The sequence below is a fragment of the Pontibacter sp. BAB1700 genome, assembly GCF_000277005.1.
Classification (GTDB): Bacteria; Bacteroidota; Bacteroidia; order Cytophagales; family Hymenobacteraceae; genus Pontibacter; species Pontibacter lucknowensis.
In genome coordinates this window covers 1-18,530 of record NZ_AKIS01000011.1, presented here as the reverse complement: position 1 = coordinate 18,530, position 18,530 = coordinate 1, and the positions used below count along the sequence as shown (strand labels likewise).

Below are 18,530 nucleotides of genomic sequence, written 5' to 3'. Positions count from 1 at the left end.
TGTGTTGGACTGTCCTGATCGGGAGAAGTGCTGTTTCTGATAGGTTGTGCCATTGCGATCACTTCGACCGGTAATCAGCAGCAGGCTGTCCGTTGGCAAGATATACGCGGCCTGTGCCCAGTTAACAGATTGCTCCAGTGCGACAGGTACCCAGCGGATATTCTCCTGCAAAGGAGCGGGTGTACCTGTGAAGTGCCGTTGCTGATCTGAAGTGAAGAGCCAGACGCTGTCTTGAACTTGGTCATATCGTTGAGCCAAGGCAGGTAACAAGCCCCAGTGGTTGCCATTAGTTACTACAGAATCTGTCGGTTCACTGCTCATCGCCTGCCATTGTTCTACAGGTATAGCTTCAAATGCCGGGGTATAGCGATGCAAGGTATAGCCCCGCTGCAACAGGTTATCAACTGTTGGTTTAATGTCTCGAAGGGTGGAACTATGCAACAGTTCAGGGCTGATGAACACCGCTTTCTGTGCTGGTTGGGCTGTAGGACTACCTTCCCAAACAGGTTTTGCCAGCGCAACAGCCAAAAGTATCAGGATAAAGCAACGCAGCACTAAGAGCCACACATCACTCAACTTAATACTACTCCAGCGCCTGCTCGCCGACGGCTCAAGCCAACGTAAGCTTCCTACTTTCACAGTCTTCCCCTGCCGCCTGTTCCACAGGTGAATCGCAATCGGGACCAGTATCGCCGACGCTGCCAAAAGCCAATATGGGGAGAGGAATGTCAAGGGGGTTTAGGAGTTTGAGAGTTAGAAAGTTTAGGAGTTGTTGGCTTTGCCTACTCGGGTTAAAATATTGAATGTGATAGTCGCTGTCGGAGCCTCGAAAGCAGCACATAGCTGCTTTTCCACCAACTGCACCGGGTTATGACCTTGCTGCTTTTCGTAGTGTTTCACAGCCGACCAGGTGTTCAGGTAGCCGATCAGGTCTTCGGGTGTCCAGGTATAGCTGCTGCTGAACTGTGGCAGCTGCACTTCCTGAAAAGGAAACGGGATGGTGCGGTAGTCCTCGTCGAGGTAGCTGCGCTCCGGATCCCAGTAGCCGTCGAGCACTTCGCTGTAGAAGTATCTGATTACTTTATCCAATGATGGGTGCGTGCTAAGCAGACCATACCCGATCACGGCAATCAGGCCGTCGGGCTTAAGTACCCGCTTCACCTCCTGATAAAAACGATCGAAATCAAACCAGTGCACAGCCTGCGCCACCACAACCAGGTCAACGGCATGATCTGGGAGCGAAGACTCTTCGGCCTGCTCTACTCTATAGCTGATGTTGGGCAGCTGCACGGCATTCTTCAACTGGTTCTCGCTGATGTCAGTCGCAACCACCTGGTCAAAAAAAGAAGCAAGCATACCGGCTACCTGACCATTGCCAGTCGCACAGTCCCAGGCTAGCTGCTGTGCTGGCGCCATACTTGCCAGTTGGGCAATTAGCTCAGGCGGATAGGTGGGCCTATACCTGGCGTAGTCAACAGCGTGTCCGGAAAAGTTATCTTTCATCGTTTTTAACATTCACTCAAAAATCACTCATTCGCTCACCTACTAACTCAACACCAGCCTGTTCTTTAAAAATGCCCGCAGTGCTTTGTCCAGTGGCTCATCGGTGACGAAGCGGTCATAGGCGATCTGGCGGTTGCGCATGGCTTTTTCGGTTTGCTGAAGCCAGTCCTGCAGCTTGGCCAGGTAGGTTTTACGTTGCTCAGCGGTGCCTACCTGCATGGTCTGGCCGGTTTCCAGATCCTCGAACGTAAGTGTGCCCTCAAACTTAAAATCCAGTTCGTTACGGCTCATCAGGTGACATAGCAACAACTCGTGCCGCTGTGCGCCCAATTTGTAGAGCAGGTCTGTTATTTCATGCTCGTGCTCGTAGAGGTCGGTTACAAACACGGTCAGTTCTTTCTGGCGACGGTCCGAAAACAGGTTGGCGGCTGTTTCGGCGTTAGGGAATCGTCCAGTGGGTTTGATCTCAGCTAGCTGATGCCAGAAGCGCTGCAGGTGCATGTTGTCGCTGCGGGGCGTCAGGTTGATCAGCTGTTGCTCATGCAACACATACAGGCCCACGGCATCGCCCTGCGTGGTTGCCAGATATGCCAGTGAGGCCACCAAAAAACGGGCATAGTCCATCTTGGTCAGGCCGTTCTCGTCCTCGTGTGCCATCGAAGCGCTGCCATCCACAATAAAGCGCACGGTGATGTTGGTGTCTACTTCGGCTTCCCGAATGTAGTAGCGGTCGGAGCGGGCAAACATTTTCCAATCCAACTGGCGCAGGTCGTCGCCAGGCTGGTAGCTGCGGTACTGGCTAAACTCTAGTCCGGCTCCCCGTCTGATGCTCTGGTTCTGACCGCTCAGAAAACCTTCCACTACCGTTTTGGCCAGCAGCGGCAGATCCTTGATAGTAGCCAGTACTTTCGGATCGATAAACTTGTGCCCTGTTTGTGACATACCGTAATGCTTTAAACCAAACTCTGGCGCAGTTTCAGATCAACCAGTTCCGCTTCGATTGTCGCTTCATCCAGTATGATATCCAGGCCGCCGATAAGCTCTTCACGCACTTTCAGCATGTACTTCTGCGATTCAGTGTACAGTACGATAGCGGCATCGTAGGCAATGGCTTCATCAAACTCCTGATTCCAGTCCTGGTATACCTCGATCATCAGCACGGGGGTTGATAATACCCGTATCTCAGAGTGCTGACCTGACTGCAGGAGTTTCTCACAGCGTAGTGGTGTCCGGCTTTCTCCGATCTCAAATTCATAAAACGTGGTAGAGGAACGGGATGTCAGCTTATAGTCAGCACTGACGTTGATAAAGCGCTGGTCCTGCTTGTTTTTGGTCAGGCCAATGGCAAACTCAGGCGCCCAGTAGGTGACTTTGCCTCCTGTAGCCTGTACTTTTATGTTATCAGTAAAGAAATAACAGATTCTCTCCCCTACAATCCTTTTTAGGAGTTGCGTGCCAGCGTCACTCAGTTTTACGTTCTCTATTTCTTCCATCTGTTTTCAGTTTCTGATTGCCATGTCGACCTGCTGTATCAGGTACTCCAGCTAATTCGCAACGAGCGACTTCAATCTCATATAGCAGCCTATACCAGTACCGTTTGGGGTAACTTGATATGCTGCAATAATTCTTCTACCACTCTGTCTGGTGTGATTCGCTCCGCCTCGGCCGTAAAGTTGACCAGTATGCGATGGCGCAGCACCGGGAAGGCCATGGTCTGCACGTCGGCGGCCGTTACGGCGAAGCGACCTTGCAACAAAGCCCTGGCCTTAGAAGTGAGAATGAGTGCCTGCCCCGCCCGCGGGCCTGCTCCCCAGCGCACATAACTCTTGATATGGTCGCTTGATGTCGTGTCAGGGCGTGTAGCCCGCACGAGTTGGTTCACGTAAGTCAGCAGATCGTCGCTGATGCTCACTTCCCGTACCAGTTGGCGCAGTTGCAGTACCTCCTCGCCCGAAATAGCCGGATGTACCTGTGCCTGCCGGGTGCCGGTGGTACTGGTCAGTATGTTGAGCTCCTCCAACTCTGACGGGTATTTTATTTTGATGTAGAGCAGGAAGCGGTCCAGCTGCGCCTCAGGCAGCGGGTAAGTACCAGCCTGTTCGATCGGGTTTTGGGTGGCGAGCAGGAAAAAGGGCTTCGGCAAGGTATAGGTCGTGCCCGCATAGGTCACTTCATATTCCTGCATGGCCTCCAGCAGTGCCGCCTGCGTTTTGGGCGGTGTGCGGTTGATCTCATCGGCCAGCACAATGTTAGCGAAGATCGGCCCTTCATTGAACTTGAAGAAACGTTTGCCCGTGGCATGGTCCTCTTCCAGCACCTCGGTACCGAGTATGTCAGTCGGCATCAGGTCTGGGGTGAACTGAATGCGGCGGAAGCTCAGGTCCATGGCATTGGAAAGTGTGCGTACCAGCAAAGTCTTCGCCAGACCCGGTACGCCTTCGAGCAAGCCATGGCCACCGGCCAACAGCGTGATCAGCACTTCGTCGAGTACTTCCTCTTGGCCTACAATCACTTTCTGTATCTCCTGCTTGAGCTGTGGCAGCTTGCCGAGGAGCCGTTGAATGTCTTGTTCAGTCATCTTTATTTATAGTGTTTCACTCGCAACGAGCTCCAGGCTTTCTCCAGAAACTCATCGCGACTCTCGCGAACGCCTTTAATTGTCTTCTCCACAAACACATCCGGTATAATGCCTACACCATGAAGCGGAGAGCCATCATGCTTCTGTACTTTCATGCCTGTCCAGGATACTCTGTAGCCGCCCGGTAGTGTAAATGGGTTGATATTGCCGTTAGTGCCCGCCGTTGGTTGGCCCACAATGGTCGCAAGCTTGTAATGCTCAATAAAGCTCATGTAGCTCTCTGCGTAGCTGATGGCCTGCCCATCGATCAGGAAGATTACTTTGGCAGTAAGGCGTGGCGATTTAGGTTTCATGCCCCAACCCATTTCTCTGTAACCAGCTATCTTCTCCTGGTCAGGGTATATGATGTAGGGCACCTGCATCCATTTCTTAGAATTGTCAGGCTCAGGCAACAGGTACTCGATCAATCCATGATTACCGTTCGGGTAGCCTCGCAGATCGCAGATAATGGCTTTGCTTTGCTGCAGTTGCGGCATGGCTGTCTGGATATCCTTCATCGGTGCTTTCCCGATGTTGATGTACATAATACCGTCTGCCAGCGACTTTATACCTTCTGGAGAAGGCATAGCGGCAAAGGCCTGTTGGCGTGATAAAGTCCTTTTGAGCTGCAAGTCTGCCGTAGAATTGTCAGCTTTCAGCACCGTCAACTGTAGTATGGATTCTGGCTCACCGAGGAGCGATTCAGATTGTGCCCTGTAGTGGAGCCAGCCTTCGGTTGCTGCAGAAATATACTGGTGCAGCTCTTCAAAAACAGCCTCTGGTGCGGCACCATCTATGGCTGTTACAACATCACCTTTCACCAAGAGTAACGTGTTATCAAACACATCTGTGATCACGAGTTTATTTTCTACCCACTCCCAGGTAATTGGTGGCTGATGTGTAGCTTTGCTTTCAGCAGTGGTTACCCATACATGGCCATCCTTTAGTTTGGCGGTAAGCAACTGTAGCGTCTTCTGGAAATCAACTGCTGTTTTGTCAGTGTAGGCTTTGGATAAGGCCAGGCGGAGATCCTTGCCCCAGTCCGTTTTGGCAAAATCGAAGTAAGGATAGAAATGCTGAAAGACATTCCAGGTGACTGTGACACCGCCAAGTCGAGTATACAGATTGGAGCCATTGATATCGCTTGCAGGTATAGCCTCCAATTTACTTCGGAGTTCAGAAAGAGCGTTGCTATTGGCGGCAGGGTATGTTTGTGTGTCGGTGCCATAGAGTGTCAGCGGCACGATCACTTTTAAACCGCCACTTAGCGATTTGGTAACATACTCACCTGGTTTCGGCTGGGCATCGTAGAGTCGCGCCGGCTTCTGGCTCTTTTCACTGCCTCCCGGATTGCTGCTTATAGCCAGCCATTTATCAGCTTCCTTGTTTTGCTGAATTGTAAAAAAGTAGCCATTTTCGGTGTTGGTAGCTAAGCCACTGCTGAGTGATTTGTTTATTTTACCTTCCTTCTCGCCCGTAAATTGCTCAGTATATACTTCTTCCCAGTTGCCGTTATTGTTGATTTTCAGGCTGAAGTCATCCAGTAACACCTCGCCCTCTCCTAGCAGGAAGGCGCCAACAACAATTCTCTCAGCACCATCGTCTACTTTGCCTTTGATTTCATAGGTCGCCCATTGGTCCGATTTTATCGGCCTGCTTCCCATGTTGTCGAAAAACCCTTTGGAATTATCTTTCTTATCTACTCTGACCCACAGATGGCCAGTGCCTGATCCTGCTGTGCGTTTTACTCTTCCAGTAAATACAAATTCCTTGCCTTGATAGGCAGAAGCCTCTATGGGTTTCATAACAGGGCCAAACGGGTTACTGGAGGCTCTGTATACTACTGGCCTGTTGAGGCGGATGCTCTGATAAGGGCTATTCTTATCGCCCTGTCCCATGCCCGCATGCTGCCAGGCAATTATTTTATGTTTCTTAGGCTTGGCAGGGGTAATCTCTTTAACATTGAACGTTACCTCTTCATTCTCCAGGTATACCTGAACTGTCGGGGCGATTGGTTGGAATAAAGCGGCAAGGGTAGCTTTTAGTTCTTCGGGGTTTTTACAGCCCTCTACTTGTTTGCTGCCATAGACGGCGAAGCGGTCCCAGTCGATAGCTGCTGCCTCGTCGCTTGGGTGGAAGTAGCGCACATAGCCATATAGTTGCGTAAAGGCCGCGACATTCTCTATTTTTCTGTCCTGTTGGGCATAGACTTGGCCAAAGGCGAGTGTAACCAGAAGAAGGAAGAATGCTCTTTGTTTCATAGATTATATTTTATTCGTTATATATTAGGTATTGCTAATATACTAACTCGTCAGGGCATACATTATTATATTCACTCCAAATTTCGTGTTATCCTCTGCCAGCCAGCGCTTGTTCCGAAAATCGTAGTCCCATTCGCAGCCGTAGTCTTTGTTACTATACAGCACCCCAATCCTTCCATTGATTTCAATCGCTTTCAGGTAGTCATGCACCAGGTCATCGCCCCAGCCGTTGAGCTCGAACGAAGTGGTCGGTGGACCATCTTCGAAAGTGAAGAAGCTGCGGTAAATCTTGTGGTTGTTGGGGATCTTCTTTAAAGCGCCCTGCCCGAAAATCTGCTTCATCTGCTCCTCAAAAGACCGTGCAAAAAGTCCGTCGATGTCGTGATTGCAGTCGTCGACAAACACGAAGCCGCCGTTGCGCACGTAGGTCTCAAAGTTTTGCCGCTCCTTTTGGTTGAACTGCACCAGCCGGTGGCCACTCATGTAGCTGAAGGGGTAGTTGAAAAGTTCGGCACTGTCTAAGGGAATGATCTTCTCCTGCTCGTTCACCTTCACGGTCGTGTACTCGATGAGCGAATGCAACAGATTGCTCGGCATACGCGGGTCAGTATCCCAGTTGCCGGAGCGGTATTGCAGTCGGACGAAGGTGAATGGTTGCACTTGAAAAGTTAAGAGTTAAGTTGTTTAGAGTAACCCTGCCACAGACAGGTCTTCATCAATGTCTTCCCAGTGTATACCTATTCCGCCACCAATTAAACGCCAGTTCATACGTTCGCTTTCAGATGCATCACGCAGTCTGGGAAACCATTCTAATGGTATACCCAACTCACGACCATCGGTCAATAGCACGTACATCTTGGTGTCTGTGAACCAGACTTTTTGCGCCTGCGGTGTAGATTTCTTAGCTAAAATACTCATGCCATTTTTGCTCAAAGAGCTCTTTATTACTAATTACTAATTTACGAAGCTCATTAAGCTCTTTAGCATTGAAAGCATAAGAACTTGCGAGCTCAACTGGCTCCAGCCAGTATTTAGCATAAGCTTCTGCCTTCTCAACATGTATATGTGGCGGCTCATTTCCTTCATTGCTGAAGAAGAAAAATCTGTATCCAAATATCCGAAGTATAGTTGGCATAAATTTTTTGTAAAATGAATGCCGTACACAAAGCGCTGCATACGGCATTCAAGGTATAAGCTGTAGTGACTACACCGCGTCAGACAAGCTGGTGAAGGTGAAGTCGCGGATCTTCATTGGCGGTACCAGGTTGCCGTTGATACGTTGCGGTCTTCCCAAAGCTTCCAGGTTGTTGAGCATGATGATCGGGCTTTCATTGAAGCGGAAGTTCTTCACCGGATACTGGATCTTGCCGTTCTCGATGTAGAAGGTACCGTCACGGGTAAGGCCGGTGTAAAGCAGCGTCTGCGGGTCTACGGAGCGGATGTACCACAAGCGCGTCACCAGGATACCACGCTTCGTGCTCTTGATCATGTCTTCGAGCGTCTGGTTGCCGCCTTCCATCACTACACCGCCCGGGTTCGGCACCGACTTGGCACCAGTTTTTTCAGCCCAGAAGCGGGAGTTGTACAGGTTCTTGATGACGCCTTTCTCAATCCAGGTTGTCTTCTCACGCGGACGACCATCGCCGGCAAACGGAGCAGATGGAATCTCCGGGTGCATTGGGTCTGAATACACCGTAATGCGCTCGTCTACCAGTTTCTCGCCCAGTTTAGTCTTGCCACCAGGCTTGCTCAGGAAGCTGCGGCCTTCTTCGGCGTTACGCTGATCCATGTTGCCGAACATGTTGCGCAACAGGTCAATAGAAGCAGCCGGCTCCAGAATAACGGTATATTTGCCTGGCTCCAAGGCCTTAGCATTACGTGAGTTTACGGCTTTGCTGGCTGCAATCTGTGAGGCGCTGGCCGTGTCGAGTTTGCTCACGTCGCTGAAGTCCTGCGTAACATATCCGGAACCTGTGCCATCTTCTGTGCGCATGGTTACAGAGAAATCCACGACAGTAGACGGGTGATAAGCAAACAGGCCTTTGGAGTTCAGTCGCGCCATAAAGCTGGTCGAGTGTTCCAGGAAGCCAGCGGCAGTCAAGCCTTTGTCGGCAGCGGCTTTGATGCTCTTGGCGGCTGCATCGGCACGGTAGGCCGGGTCTATTTTGGCGGTGGAGTCAAAGTGAGCTTTGGTCGTGATGTACTTTTGAGGGCCCAGCATGGGCATGTACTCCGGGCTTTCCGGTGCAATGCGCGCGATCTCCTCGGCACGACGTATTACTTTCTCCAGAGAGGCATCGTCGAACTCGTTGATCGTTGCCACGCCGGATCGTTTTCCAAAGCGTGACTCTACCGACATGGCCACGTTCTCTTCGGCCCCACTTGTCGATACCTCGTTACGGGCATAGCGGATGTTGCCGCCATTGTAGCCGCTCAGCGTGACCTCACACTCGTCGGCTTTTGAGTAAGCCAGAGCCTTTTTCAGCAAAGCCTCTGCTTGTTCTCTTGTATATATTGCCATTTTAATCTTAGTTAAGAGTTATGAGTTAGAGTTAAAAGTTAAAAAGCAGAAGCAGGTATAAATCAGCTCTACCGATCATCTAGGCTTATCCAGGCTAAGAGTCCAAAATAGGAACTCTTAACTTTTAACTCTTTACTGATTTAGATTTTACGAGCTGTATTGATCACATTCACGCCGTTGAAGCGAGTGTGGGCTGAGCCGTGCGATACAGCGCTTACCTGGCTTGGCTGGCCTTTGCCGTCGAAGAACGAACCGAACAGGCGGTAATCGCTCTCGTCGCAAGAACCCGCGCAAGAGTTCCAGAACTCTTGCGTGTTGCTCTGGTAAGCCACGTCCTCCAGCATGCCCACAATCTTGCCCTTACTGATCTCGTAGAACGCCGTACCACCAAACTGGAAGTTATAGCGCTGCTGGTCAATCGAGTAAGAGCCACGTCCGGCAATGTAGATGCCCTTATCGACGCCGCTGATTAGCTGGTCCACGTTCATCTTCTGCTTACCAGGTGCCAGCGACACGTTCGGCATACGCTGGAACTGTACAGAGCTCCAGTTGTCAGCATAGCAGCAGCCATGCGACTCCGGCTCGTTGATGATGTGCGCCTGGTCACGGATAGCCTGGTAGTTCACCAGTATGCCGTCTTTGATCAAGTCCCACTGCTTGGTTTTCACACCTTCGTCATCCCAGCCTACGAGGCCAAGTGAGCCCTTCTGGGTCTTGTCAGCGAAGATGTGCACCTTATCGGAACCGTATTTGAAGTTCTTGGATTTCCACTTGTCGAGGGTGGCAAAAGAGGTGCCGGCGTAGTTGGCTTCGTAGCCGAGCACGCGGTCAAGCTCCAGCGGGTGACCCACTGACTCGTGAATAGTCAGACCAAGGTGGTTCGGATCCAGTATGAGGTCATACTTACCGGCTGCCACAGACTTAGCCGTCAGTTTCTCTTTGGCTTGCTTGGCGGCCAGGGCGGCGTCTTCGAGCATGTCGTAAGCGTAGCGATAGCCCACCAGGCCAGTTCCTTCCGGCCCTTTTATCTTTTCGCCCGCTTTCGGCACCATGTACTCCCAGCCCATACCCATTGGCGCACTCAGGGCCTCACGGGTTCTGAACTTGCCAGAGGCTTTGTCCACGGCTGTCACCGTAAAGTTTGGCCAGATACGGTGGATGTCCTGGTCGATGTAAGAGCCTTCAGTCGAAGCAAAATACTTTTGCTCGTTTACCTGGAAAAGGGCAGAATTCACGAAGCTGGCGCCGTTCTCCATGGCCTTGGCATTGGCAGCCAACAGCAGGTCTGCTTTCTCACTTACAGGCACTTCAAAAGCGTTCTTTTCGATCGGGGTTTTCCAGCTCACCTCGCCGTAGCTCTTCACAGGAGCCAGCCTCACCGGCTCTTTCTGCAGCTTCGAGTTGGCTTTGGCAATGGCTACCGCCTCCTGGGCTGCTTTGGCTATACCTTTGTCGGTTACGTCGGAGGTAGCAGAGAAGCCCCAGGTGCCGTTGGCCAGTACCCGTACACCTACACCGTAAGACTCAGCGTTCACGATGTTCTGTACCTGTTGCTCGCGGGTGAAAACATACTGTTGCAAGTAACGGCCTATGCGCACGTCGGCATAGGAAGCGCCGCTTGACTTGGCTGCGTTCAGGGCTACATCAGCCAGACGCTTTTTTAAGGCTGGATCTACCTGTTCCAGCGCTCTCTCGGGTGAGATGATATCGCCGAACACAGGTATAGAGGGCATCATAAGCCCACCAAACCCGAGCGCCGATAGCTCGATAAAATGACGTCTTTTCAAGTTCTTTTAAGGTTAAGGTTTAGAGAAGTTTAGTTTTAGGTAACTAAGTTTAGGCATTTACATGCTTAAATCAAAGTGCTGACACGAGTTATAAGCCTGAGAAGGCATTTTAATCGATCAAGCAGGTGTATATCTCTATGAAAGCTTTGCCAGGTACTTAGAAGGGGATAAGTAGAGAAGGTTTAATCGCGCTACGCTTCGCATAGTCGGCCGATAAGGGATTAGCTAAGTATAGCAACCAAATATGTAATGTTTCCAGGCCTGAGTCGTCTTTGTAATTGGAGGGGCAGCCGCAGTTTCTGTGCCTTGCGTTTATACCTGCCTTTGTTACTATGAATAATCGATTCTTAACCTGCTGCAGCCTTCTGTTGATGTTGCTCGGCCATAGCTTGGTTCAGGCCCAACCCGATGTGCTGAGCGTAGCCCAATGGCAACAGGATATCAGGGCTCTGGCTGAGCAAATGCCCAAAATGCACCGATCTCCTTATAATAAGGTGTCGCAGCAAGAGTTCGACAGTGCTGTTGCAGTACTGCACGCTCAGGTGCCCAAGTTGCGGGATCATGAAATAGTAGTGGGCCTCACGCGCCTGGTTGCCATGATCGGCGATGGCCATACCCGCCTGACGCTGCCGCAGGATATGGCAGTGGCCTACAGTCGGGCGCACTCTTCTACACCTCCGCCCGCTGACTCCAGTTTGTTTCTGAACCACCTGCCTGTGAAGCTTGCTCTGTTTGATGATGGTTTGTTCATCCAGGAAACAACGCCTGAACTGATGGACCTGATTGGTGCCGAGGTACTGCAGATCGGAAGTACTGCAGCAAATGAAGCTCTGGAAAAAGTAAGACCCGTAGTGCACTATGATAACGAGATGGGTTTTAAGCAGCTGGCGCCCACCTTTCTGGTAGTGCCTGAATTTCTGGCTACGCTAGGTATAGCCGATGATGTGCAAGAGATAGTGCTTAAGGTAAAAACACGCGATGGAAAAACGGCAGCGGTAGCGCTTTCTCCAATCCCGCAGTTTAAACAGGTATACTTTGTAGGGGCGAATGAGGCGCTAGGTATAGCAGCACCTATGAGCCAATGGAACAGAAAGGAAAAGTTCTGGCTCCACATGCTGGAGAAGGAGAAGACGCTGTATGTGCAGCTGAATGAAAGCAATGACAAAGACGATGAGTCGCTAGCCGCTTTTGTTGCGAAGATAGAGCGCATCGTCACCGGATTTCCAGTAGAGAAGTTGATACTGGACCTGCGGTATAATCCCGGCGGGAACAATCATCTCAATCGCTCCCTGGTACTAGCTCTGGTACGGTCGGAGCAAATTAACCGGTTTGGAAGACTCTATACCTTGATCGGACGGGAAACTTTTTCGGCGGCGCAGATGCTGGCCAATGACCTGGAATACTACACCAATACCCTGTTTGTGGGCGAGCCTCGGGCTCGTCACCCAGCGCCTACGGTGATTCCAGAAAAATGCAGCTACCGAACAGTAAACTGACCATACGTGTGTCCACCATTTACTGGCGCGACTGGGACGTGGACGAAAAGCGACCCTGGACAGCGCCCGATATACCTGTCGGTTATACCTCTGCGGACTACTTGCAGGGGAGGGATCCTGTACTGGAGGCCGTACTGGCCATGCCAACAACAGGCACCGTGGCTAGCACCATGCAGCAGGTATACGAGCGGGCAGGCTTCCGGTCGGCTACCTGGGTCTACTTCCGTGCCGTACAGGATGCCCGTGCCAATAGCGAAGAGATCATACAGGCAGAAGAGAAGTTCGGCGAATACTTATTACAGACTAAAAAAATCACCGGAGGCCATTGCCTGGTACAGCCATATCAGTAGCCGGCACAAAGAAGAAGCCTGGCCGTTGGTTGGGTTGGCAAAGGCACACCTGCTGAGTGACGAACGACAGAAAGCTACCGACACATTGGAGAAGGCAATTCGGTTGCAGCCAGCTAATAAACAGGCAAAGGAATTGTTAACGACCATCAAAAAGAGATCATCTAAAGGGTGAAATATACTGGTATACAGGCTGTTAAGAAGAAATTACTAGCTGCTATACCATGAACAGATAAAATTTTGATAATATGCTGTAATGTTTCCCACCCTAGGTCGTCTTTGTAATTGAATGGATCTGCAAGAGTTTAAAATAAAGGTACTTCCCGCGAAGCAAAAGCTATTCAGGCTTGCGCTGTTCCTGCTTCATGACAAAGATGAAGCGGAGGATATCCTGCAGGATGTATTCCTCAAACTCTGGGCCCAGAAAGACAAGCTGCACGCCTACGACAGCATAGAGGCATTAGCCATGCGCATCACTAAAAACCTCTGCCTGGACAAGCTGAAAGCAGGCAAGCGAAAGCAGATGGTCGATGTGACAGGTATAGACCTGAGCTCAGGGGAAATGAACCCCTACCAGCACTCGGAACTGACAGACAGCATGGGCAATGTGCAGAAGCTGCTGGCAGCACTGCCCGAACAGCAGAAACTGGTGCTGCACCTGAGGGATGTGGAAGGCTACACTTTTGAAGAAATAGAGCAGATTACAAGCCTGACCGTGAACAACCTGCGGGTGATCCTATCAAGAGCTCGCAAAAGCGTACGGGATGGCTTTCTAAAACTAGAGAATTATGAAGTTGGATAACATAGAAGAACTGCTGCAGAAGTATTACGAAGGCGAAACGACAGTAGCCGAAGAAAAGCAACTGCAGGTATTCTTTAACAAAACAACAGACTTGCCTGAGCACCTGAAGGCCCATGCCGCCCCTTTTCGGTACTACGCTAAACAGCAGCAGCAACAATCCATTAGGGTACTGTCTGATGACTGGTTGTTTGAAAAGATCGAGCAGGAGGAAGTGGAGCAACAGGAGCCAGAAGGGAAGCAGGTGTTCTTCCCGATCTTGCAGGAATATGCTACTTACTGGCGTGTAGCCGCTGGCATCATCTTCATCCTGGGTGCCTTCTGGCTAGGCCGGAACTATAACCAAGGTATAGCCCCAGAACAGCGAGCCGAGCTGGCCGCCCTGCGGGAGGAAGTGGAGGAAATGAAGCTGGCCATGACCACAGGAGCCTCTGCCAGTGAGCGCATCCAGTTAGTCAGCCAGGAATTCGACACCGAGCAGCCCGACGAAATCATACAAGTGCTGATCACGACCATGAACCAGGACCCGAATGTGAATGTGCGGGTGGCTGCCTCAGAAGCGCTTTATAAGTTCAGCCACAAGAAAGTAGTACGGCAGGCCTTGGTTGAGTCGCTGAAACTGCAGACAGACCCGATCATGCAGCTTACGCTGATTGACATGCTCGTCAGCATAAAAGAAAAAGAGGCAGTTGGCGAACTGGAGGAAATGGCAAACCGGAAAGACCTGCTTCCTATCGTGAAAAGCAAGGCAGCAGAAGGGCTGGGCATACTGATATAACAGAACTCAATACAAAAAATTTTACTTACCACTAGAGCGATTAGAGCCATATGAAAAGATTAACACTAGTAGCAGTTGCCTGTCTTCTGCTCTCTGCAGCGCCAGCAAGGGCGCATGAACGAAATAAAACCCATACTGCGACAGTAACCGGTGATATTGATCCGGAAGAGACTTTGCAGGATAAGCCGCTTGTCTACAAAAACAAGCTGGGTAACAGCAAAGGCAATAAGGTGGTCATCATGATGCACAACAGCGATGTAAAGGTTATTGGGCACAACTCAGACGAGGTCGTGATAGAGGCTGCTAGCCACCAGGCTCCTCCTGCCCGTGCTGCCGGACTTAAACCATTGTACAACCAGGCCGAAGATAACACCGGTATGGGATTGTCTGTGTCAAAAGAAGGAAACACACTGACTGTTACGAAAGCATCCAGGCAGGATGGCAAATATACCATCCGGGTACCTAAGAATGCATCTGTCATGTACGAAGAGACAAACTGGATGGGAGGTGATCTGAGCATCGCTGATGTAGAAGGTGAGATCGAGCTTAAGTTAAATAATGGAAATGCTACCCTCTCCAATATCACGGGACCAGTTGTGGCAAACGCTACCAGCAGTGACATGGTGATCAAGTTCTCGAGCCTGAACCAGTCCAAACCGAGCGCCATTTCGACTGTGGCAGGCACCGTTGACATCCACCTGCCGGCGAGCACTAAAGCTAACTTTAAGCTGAAGACCATCCAGGGCGAGATCTATTCAGACTTCGATATGAACATTGCCCGTGACTCCAAGAGCAATCTGCCGCGTGTGACAGGCGGCAATAACATTGACGGTAAAACGAATGGTGGCGGCGTCGAGATGAACCTGTATACCATCAGTGGCGACATGTATATCCGCAAAAGCAAGTAATTCATCAAACTTAACCTTCTAAGACTATGAAAAAGTCATTTATCCTTACTCTACTATGGTTTGGTTTTACGACCACAGTTTGGGCCCAGAGCAAGACAGTGGAGCGAGCCCTGGCCGTGCCCGCGAGTAATAAAGTAGAACTGAATCTGAAGTTTGGCGAAGACATCAAGATCAGTGCCTGGAACAAGAAAGAGGCCTACATCAAAGTCACCTACGAGATAAACAGCGGCAAGCTGAACGAAGCGCTGCAGTTGGGTTTTGAGAGCGACAACACCAGCGCCCGCGTAAATGTGGACCTGGACAAAGAGCTAACGAAAAATGGACAGGCAGGGGATTGCCCGGACAATAACTACAGCCAATACAATGTCAGTAAGAACGGTGACCGCAACTTTGTCTGTGCGAAGATCAATTACGAAATCTTCCTGCCCGCTAACGCTGACCTAACTGTGGAAACCATTAATGGCAACATTGAGATAAGAGGCTTGACGGGTCCGGTAAGCGCCAAATCCATCAGCGGATTTGTGGATATGAACTGGGCTCAGAACAAAGGCGCTGCTGTGGCTCTTAAGACCATTACAGGCGAGGTTTACTCTGATCTGGCGATCGACTTGGGCGGTAGTAAACAAAAAGCACCTATGGTAGGGTATGAGCTGAAAGGCAACGTAAGCGGTGGCGGCTCCCCTATTAAGTTAGAAAGCATCAGCAACGATATCTACCTCCGTAAAAAGGATTAGGTATAGCTGTCATCCTTAATCAACACGGAGTACATAAACAAAAAGCGGAAGGCCTCTACAGGCCTTCCGCTTTTTGTTTATCAGTAATCTTTTAGTCGTTTAGGCTTCGCTAACCTTACCTGCCAGGCCTTCTTCTTCGAGTAACTCGTTGAAGGCCTCAGCTTCGTTTTTGCTGTTGAATTTACCGGCTTTCACCAGTACCACTTTTCTGCCATTTACCTGCTCTTCTGCTATCTCCAACGGAAGGTGCTTGTCAAAGGCTTTCAGTTTACGGCTTAATTCTTCAGCCTGCTGGTGGTTGGCAGCTGTTTGGATCGTAAAGGCACTTGGCTTTGTCTCTGCATTAGCTGCAGCTACTTCGTGCTTATCAAGTACCTCTACCTCTACCTTTGCCACACCTGTAGCGTGTATGCCCAGTTTACGGGCCGCTGCTTCTGACACATCAATAATGCGTTTGCCTACAAAAGGCCCGCGGTCGTTGATGCGCAAAACTACAGATTTGTCGTTGGCTGGGTTGGTCACTTTGACCATCGTGCCGAAAGGCAGGGTTTTGTGCGCGGCGGTCATCTCGTTCTTATTATAGCGCTCGCCGCTGCTGGTTTTTCTGCCGTGGTATTTACTGCCATACCAGGAGGCGGAACCAATTTGGGTTTTGTCGTTCTTTTGTGCGAAAGTTGGTTGACTAACTCCGATAAATAGAAAAATGATTACTGTTAAGATAAAGCACTTTCTATCGTTCTTCATATAGTTTTTTAGTTGGTGAATCCGCAAAGATACGGAAATATTTTCAAACGAGGCCTTATACGTGCGATTGTGGTCCTGGTTGTAGGGGGATACACGCTGCCTCGCAAAATCGCTATAAGTCATATAATGCGAAAAATGCCATTTATAGCTTATATGGGCATATTTTCATATATATTCCCAGCGATATGTTTATTTCTGATGACCGCAAAATATTTTTGATTTTGACGATCACTGCAGCATTAACGGGAACTTTAAGTGGGATATTTTGTTTATGCCGAATCTTCTGCCAAAGCGTATACTTTATAAAAGCATAGTACCATGGACTTTGGAAAACTCTCAGATATAAGCCGTGTAGATTTCACGTTACCACCTGACCATCCAGATACTCTGAACATGCTCAGCAGGTACAAGCAAGACCTGCTGCAGAAGCCAAAGGTATACATCGGCCTGCCGGTTTGGGTAAACAAGCCCTGGATAGGTGAGTATTATCCGGCCGGTATGAAAGAGAAAGAGTCGCTGCTGTGGTACGGCAAACAGTTCAACACCATTGAACTCAACAGTACGCACTACCACATACCTGGACCGGACACAATAGACCGCTGGCGTCATACCGTGCCGCAAGGCTTCACTTTCTGCCCCAAGTTTCCGCAACTGATCAGCCACGAGGGACCGCTAGTGAGTTCGCTCGACCTCACAGCCACATTTTGCGAAGCCATCGCCGGGCTGGAAGACAAGTTGGGCTGTTCTTTTCTGCAATTGCCTCCCTACTTCGGCCCGAAGCAACTGCCTGATCTGGAAAAATTTGTACAGTACATACCTGAGAGCGTACCGCTGGCAGTAGAGCTCCGCCACCCGGATTGGTTCGTGGATAATGTGGCCTCGCTGGAGCTGTTTGAGGTATTGGAGAAATTCCGCGTAGGCACAGTGCTCACCGATGTGGCCGGCCGTCGCGATGTGCTGCACATGCGCCTGACCACGCCCATGGCCATGGTACGCTTTGTGGGTAACGGATTGCACCCCACCGACTATACCCGCATCAACGACTGGGTGGAAAGAATTAAGGTATGGCTGGAAGCTGGCTTGCAAGAACTCTACTTCTTTGTGCACGAACCTGACAATATTACTTCGCCCGAGCTGGCCACTTATTTGATCGAGAAGCTAAACAAGGTATGTGGACTGGATGTAAAACCACCCAAAAAATATGTGCAGGCGGTGCAGGGCGAGTTGTTTTAACAAACCAAACAGGTATGGCTAAAACACAAAAGCGGCGTGTCCAGATAGACACGCCGCTTTACTTTGGGTTATTGGATAAAGGGTAATTAGATTTTGAAGGCGTCGTCGCTGATGCCCTTGTTCACTTCCACGCTCTGTACCTCGGCTTTGATCACCTGAGGACCAACAACGGTCTCGATCACGTGCGGGTATTTCACGCCGTCTACTTCTTTGTAGTTCTTGTAGCTCTTGGTCTGTGTGATTGCGCCTTGTGGCGTCTGCATGCTTTTTACGTCTTTCAAAAGCAGGCCTGTTGCCTTGTCAAAGTAGTGCAGTGTCTTCTGACCGTTAGCAGCTATCGCTTCCACGATGTAAGCGTCGGCTCCATCCACTTTCTCCTGGCCAGATACGGCTGTCTTAATACCGAACTTCTCAAAACGAGTCATGGAGAACATGTCAGATTCCGCTTTAGAAGAAGCAAGTTCTTCAGCAGTCATGTCTTTGTTCACACCCTGCATAGGAGCTTCCATTTTACCTTTGTCGCCGTTGATGATCACACGCTGCATAGGATTGTTGTTCATCAAGATCTGGATCAGCATTTTGTCAGCGCCCTTTTGCTGCTGCTTGAAAACAAGTGGCATGCCCTGTACACTGGCATTCATAGTCACGGTGACATCTTTCACTTTCTCGATGTTCGCTTTGCCACCAATCGCCTGAATGTATTTTGCGATAAGCTGATCTGCTGTTACATCAGTCGGTACAGCTTTGGCAGCTGCTCTGTCTACCTTTTCGCCAGTAGCGTCAAAGTAAGTAATAGTGTTAT

General features: G+C 50.2%; 20 protein-coding genes. 7 read left to right on the top strand and 13 right to left on the bottom strand.

Going from position 1 to position 18,530, the window contains the following annotated elements; translation table 11 throughout:
* The 11 genes from O71_RS01930 to O71_RS01880 all read right to left on the bottom strand — a co-directional run.
* Positions 1-732: BatA domain-containing protein (locus O71_RS01930; protein ID WP_007652651.1), on the bottom strand; the 732-nt coding region annotated here is incomplete at its 3' end.
* A gap of 30 nt (positions 733-762) precedes the next feature.
* Positions 763-1,503 carry a class I SAM-dependent methyltransferase gene (locus tag O71_RS01925; protein WP_007652649.1) on the bottom strand — a complete coding sequence of 247 codons (741 nt, stop codon included), beginning with the start codon at positions 1,501-1,503 and terminating at the stop codon, positions 763-765.
* 42 nt (positions 1,504-1,545) lie between these two features.
* Complete coding sequence (locus O71_RS01920) at positions 1,546-2,445, bottom strand: DUF58 domain-containing protein (RefSeq protein WP_007652646.1); 900 nt, start codon at positions 2,443-2,445, stop codon at positions 1,546-1,548.
* Between the two features lie 11 nt (positions 2,446-2,456).
* The gene (locus O71_RS01915) at positions 2,457-2,996 is read right to left on the bottom strand and encodes a hypothetical protein (RefSeq protein WP_007652644.1); all 540 of its coding nucleotides are present in this window, start codon (positions 2,994-2,996) and stop codon (positions 2,457-2,459) included.
* An 89-nt stretch (positions 2,997-3,085) separates the two neighbouring features.
* Positions 3,086-4,081, bottom strand: a complete 996-nt coding sequence (locus tag O71_RS01910) for a MoxR family ATPase (RefSeq protein WP_007652642.1) — start codon at positions 4,079-4,081, stop codon at positions 3,086-3,088.
* A 2-nt stretch (positions 4,082-4,083) separates the two neighbouring features.
* Entirely contained in the window at positions 4,084-6,381 is a 2,298-nt protein-coding gene (locus tag O71_RS01905; protein ID WP_007652641.1) for a S41 family peptidase, read from the bottom strand.
* 42 nt (positions 6,382-6,423) lie between these two features.
* Positions 6,424-7,041 (bottom strand): DUF4159 domain-containing protein, encoded by a 618-nt coding sequence (locus O71_RS01900; RefSeq protein ID WP_007652638.1) that lies wholly within the window; start codon positions 7,039-7,041, stop codon positions 6,424-6,426.
* Positions 7,042-7,065: 24 nt separating this feature from the next.
* Positions 7,066-7,299 (bottom strand): DUF2442 domain-containing protein, encoded by a 234-nt coding sequence (locus tag O71_RS01895; protein WP_007652636.1) that lies wholly within the window; start codon positions 7,297-7,299, stop codon positions 7,066-7,068.
* Complete coding sequence (locus tag O71_RS01890) at positions 7,283-7,516, bottom strand: DUF4160 domain-containing protein (protein ID WP_040573425.1); 234 nt, start codon at positions 7,514-7,516, stop codon at positions 7,283-7,285. Before O71_RS01890 ends, O71_RS01895 begins: the two co-directional genes overlap by 17 nt.
* A gap of 69 nt (positions 7,517-7,585) precedes the next feature.
* The gene (locus O71_RS01885; RefSeq protein ID WP_007652633.1) at positions 7,586-8,902 is read right to left on the bottom strand and encodes a TldD/PmbA family protein; all 1,317 of its coding nucleotides are present in this window, start codon (positions 8,900-8,902) and stop codon (positions 7,586-7,588) included.
* Positions 8,903-9,042: 140 nt separating this feature from the next.
* On the bottom strand, positions 9,043-10,689 hold the full coding sequence (locus O71_RS01880; RefSeq protein WP_040573421.1) for a TldD/PmbA family protein: 1,647 nt from the start codon (positions 10,687-10,689) through the stop codon (positions 9,043-9,045).
* A gap of 389 nt (positions 10,690-11,078) precedes the next feature.
* Between O71_RS01880 and O71_RS01875 the strand changes: the two genes are divergently transcribed.
* The 6 genes from O71_RS01875 to O71_RS01850 all read left to right on the top strand — a co-directional run bounded on the left by O71_RS01875 (position 11,079) and on the right by O71_RS01850 (position 15,751).
* Positions 11,079-12,185, top strand: coding sequence for a S41 family peptidase (locus tag O71_RS01875; RefSeq protein WP_192811622.1), 1,107 nt, complete (start codon positions 11,079-11,081; stop codon positions 12,183-12,185).
* Entirely contained in the window at positions 12,161-12,535 is a 375-nt protein-coding gene (locus O71_RS01870) for a hypothetical protein (RefSeq protein WP_007652627.1), read from the top strand. Before O71_RS01875 ends, O71_RS01870 begins: the two co-directional genes overlap by 25 nt.
* 286 nt (positions 12,536-12,821) lie before the next feature.
* Positions 12,822-13,334 carry an RNA polymerase sigma factor gene (locus tag O71_RS01865; protein WP_007652623.1) on the top strand — a complete coding sequence of 171 codons (513 nt, stop codon included), beginning with the start codon at positions 12,822-12,824 and terminating at the stop codon, positions 13,332-13,334.
* Positions 13,321-14,109, top strand: coding sequence for a HEAT repeat domain-containing protein (locus O71_RS01860; RefSeq protein WP_007652621.1), 789 nt, complete (start codon positions 13,321-13,323; stop codon positions 14,107-14,109). The genes O71_RS01865 and O71_RS01860 overlap by 14 nt, the downstream gene beginning before the upstream one ends.
* A 50-nt stretch (positions 14,110-14,159) precedes the next feature.
* Positions 14,160-15,017 carry a DUF4097 family beta strand repeat-containing protein gene (locus O71_RS01855; RefSeq protein WP_081490415.1) on the top strand — a complete coding sequence of 286 codons (858 nt, stop codon included), beginning with the start codon at positions 14,160-14,162 and terminating at the stop codon, positions 15,015-15,017.
* 26 nt (positions 15,018-15,043) lie between these two features.
* Complete coding sequence (locus tag O71_RS01850; RefSeq protein WP_007652618.1) at positions 15,044-15,751, top strand: hypothetical protein; 708 nt, start codon at positions 15,044-15,046, stop codon at positions 15,749-15,751.
* A gap of 99 nt (positions 15,752-15,850) precedes the next feature.
* Here the strand turns inward: O71_RS01850 and O71_RS01845 are convergent, their stop codons facing one another.
* Positions 15,851-16,495, bottom strand: coding sequence for a septal ring lytic transglycosylase RlpA family protein (locus O71_RS01845; RefSeq protein ID WP_007652616.1), 645 nt, complete (start codon positions 16,493-16,495; stop codon positions 15,851-15,853).
* 318 nt (positions 16,496-16,813) lie between these two features.
* Here O71_RS01845 and O71_RS01840 point away from each other — a divergent pair, with 318 nt between their 5' ends.
* Entirely contained in the window at positions 16,814-17,728 is a 915-nt protein-coding gene (locus O71_RS01840; protein WP_007652614.1) for a DUF72 domain-containing protein, read from the top strand.
* A gap of 86 nt (positions 17,729-17,814) precedes the next feature.
* Here the strand turns inward: O71_RS01840 and O71_RS24200 are convergent.
* On the bottom strand, positions 17,815-18,530 hold a 716-nt coding region (locus O71_RS24200), incomplete at its 5' end, for a hypothetical protein (protein WP_007652605.1).

What these genes read in the sequence shown, in the direction of transcription:
- O71_RS01925 (WP_007652649.1), bottom strand. Translation starts at nt 1,503, where the DNA reads ATGAAAGATAACTTTTCCGGACACGCTGTTGACTACGCCAGGTATAGG.
- O71_RS01920 (WP_007652646.1), bottom strand. Translation starts at nt 2,445, where the DNA reads ATGTCACAAACAGGGCACAAGTTTATCGATCCGAAAGTACTGGCTACT.
- O71_RS01915 (WP_007652644.1), bottom strand. Translation starts at nt 2,996, where the DNA reads ATGGAAGAAATAGAGAACGTAAAACTGAGTGACGCTGGCACGCAACTC.
- O71_RS01910 (WP_007652642.1), bottom strand. Translation starts at nt 4,081, where the DNA reads ATGACTGAACAAGACATTCAACGGCTCCTCGGCAAGCTGCCACAGCTC.
- O71_RS01905 (WP_007652641.1), bottom strand. Translation starts at nt 6,381, where the DNA reads ATGAAACAAAGAGCATTCTTCCTTCTTCTGGTTACACTCGCCTTTGGC.
- O71_RS01895 (WP_007652636.1), bottom strand. Translation starts at nt 7,299, where the DNA reads ATGAGTATTTTAGCTAAGAAATCTACACCGCAGGCGCAAAAAGTCTGG.
- O71_RS01890 (WP_040573425.1), bottom strand. Translation starts at nt 7,516, where the DNA reads ATGCCAACTATACTTCGGATATTTGGATACAGATTTTTCTTCTTCAGC.
- O71_RS01885 (WP_007652633.1), bottom strand. Translation starts at nt 8,902, where the DNA reads ATGGCAATATATACAAGAGAACAAGCAGAGGCTTTGCTGAAAAAGGCT.
- O71_RS01870 (WP_007652627.1), top strand. Translation starts at nt 12,161, where the DNA reads ATGCAGCTACCGAACAGTAAACTGACCATACGTGTGTCCACCATTTAC.
- O71_RS01865 (WP_007652623.1), top strand. Translation starts at nt 12,822, where the DNA reads ATGGATCTGCAAGAGTTTAAAATAAAGGTACTTCCCGCGAAGCAAAAG.
- O71_RS01860 (WP_007652621.1), top strand. Translation starts at nt 13,321, where the DNA reads ATGAAGTTGGATAACATAGAAGAACTGCTGCAGAAGTATTACGAAGGC.
- O71_RS01855 (WP_081490415.1), top strand. Translation starts at nt 14,160, where the DNA reads ATGAAAAGATTAACACTAGTAGCAGTTGCCTGTCTTCTGCTCTCTGCA.
- O71_RS01850 (WP_007652618.1), top strand. Translation starts at nt 15,044, where the DNA reads ATGAAAAAGTCATTTATCCTTACTCTACTATGGTTTGGTTTTACGACC.
- O71_RS01845 (WP_007652616.1), bottom strand. Translation starts at nt 16,495, where the DNA reads ATGAAGAACGATAGAAAGTGCTTTATCTTAACAGTAATCATTTTTCTA.
- O71_RS01840 (WP_007652614.1), top strand. Translation starts at nt 16,814, where the DNA reads ATGGACTTTGGAAAACTCTCAGATATAAGCCGTGTAGATTTCACGTTA.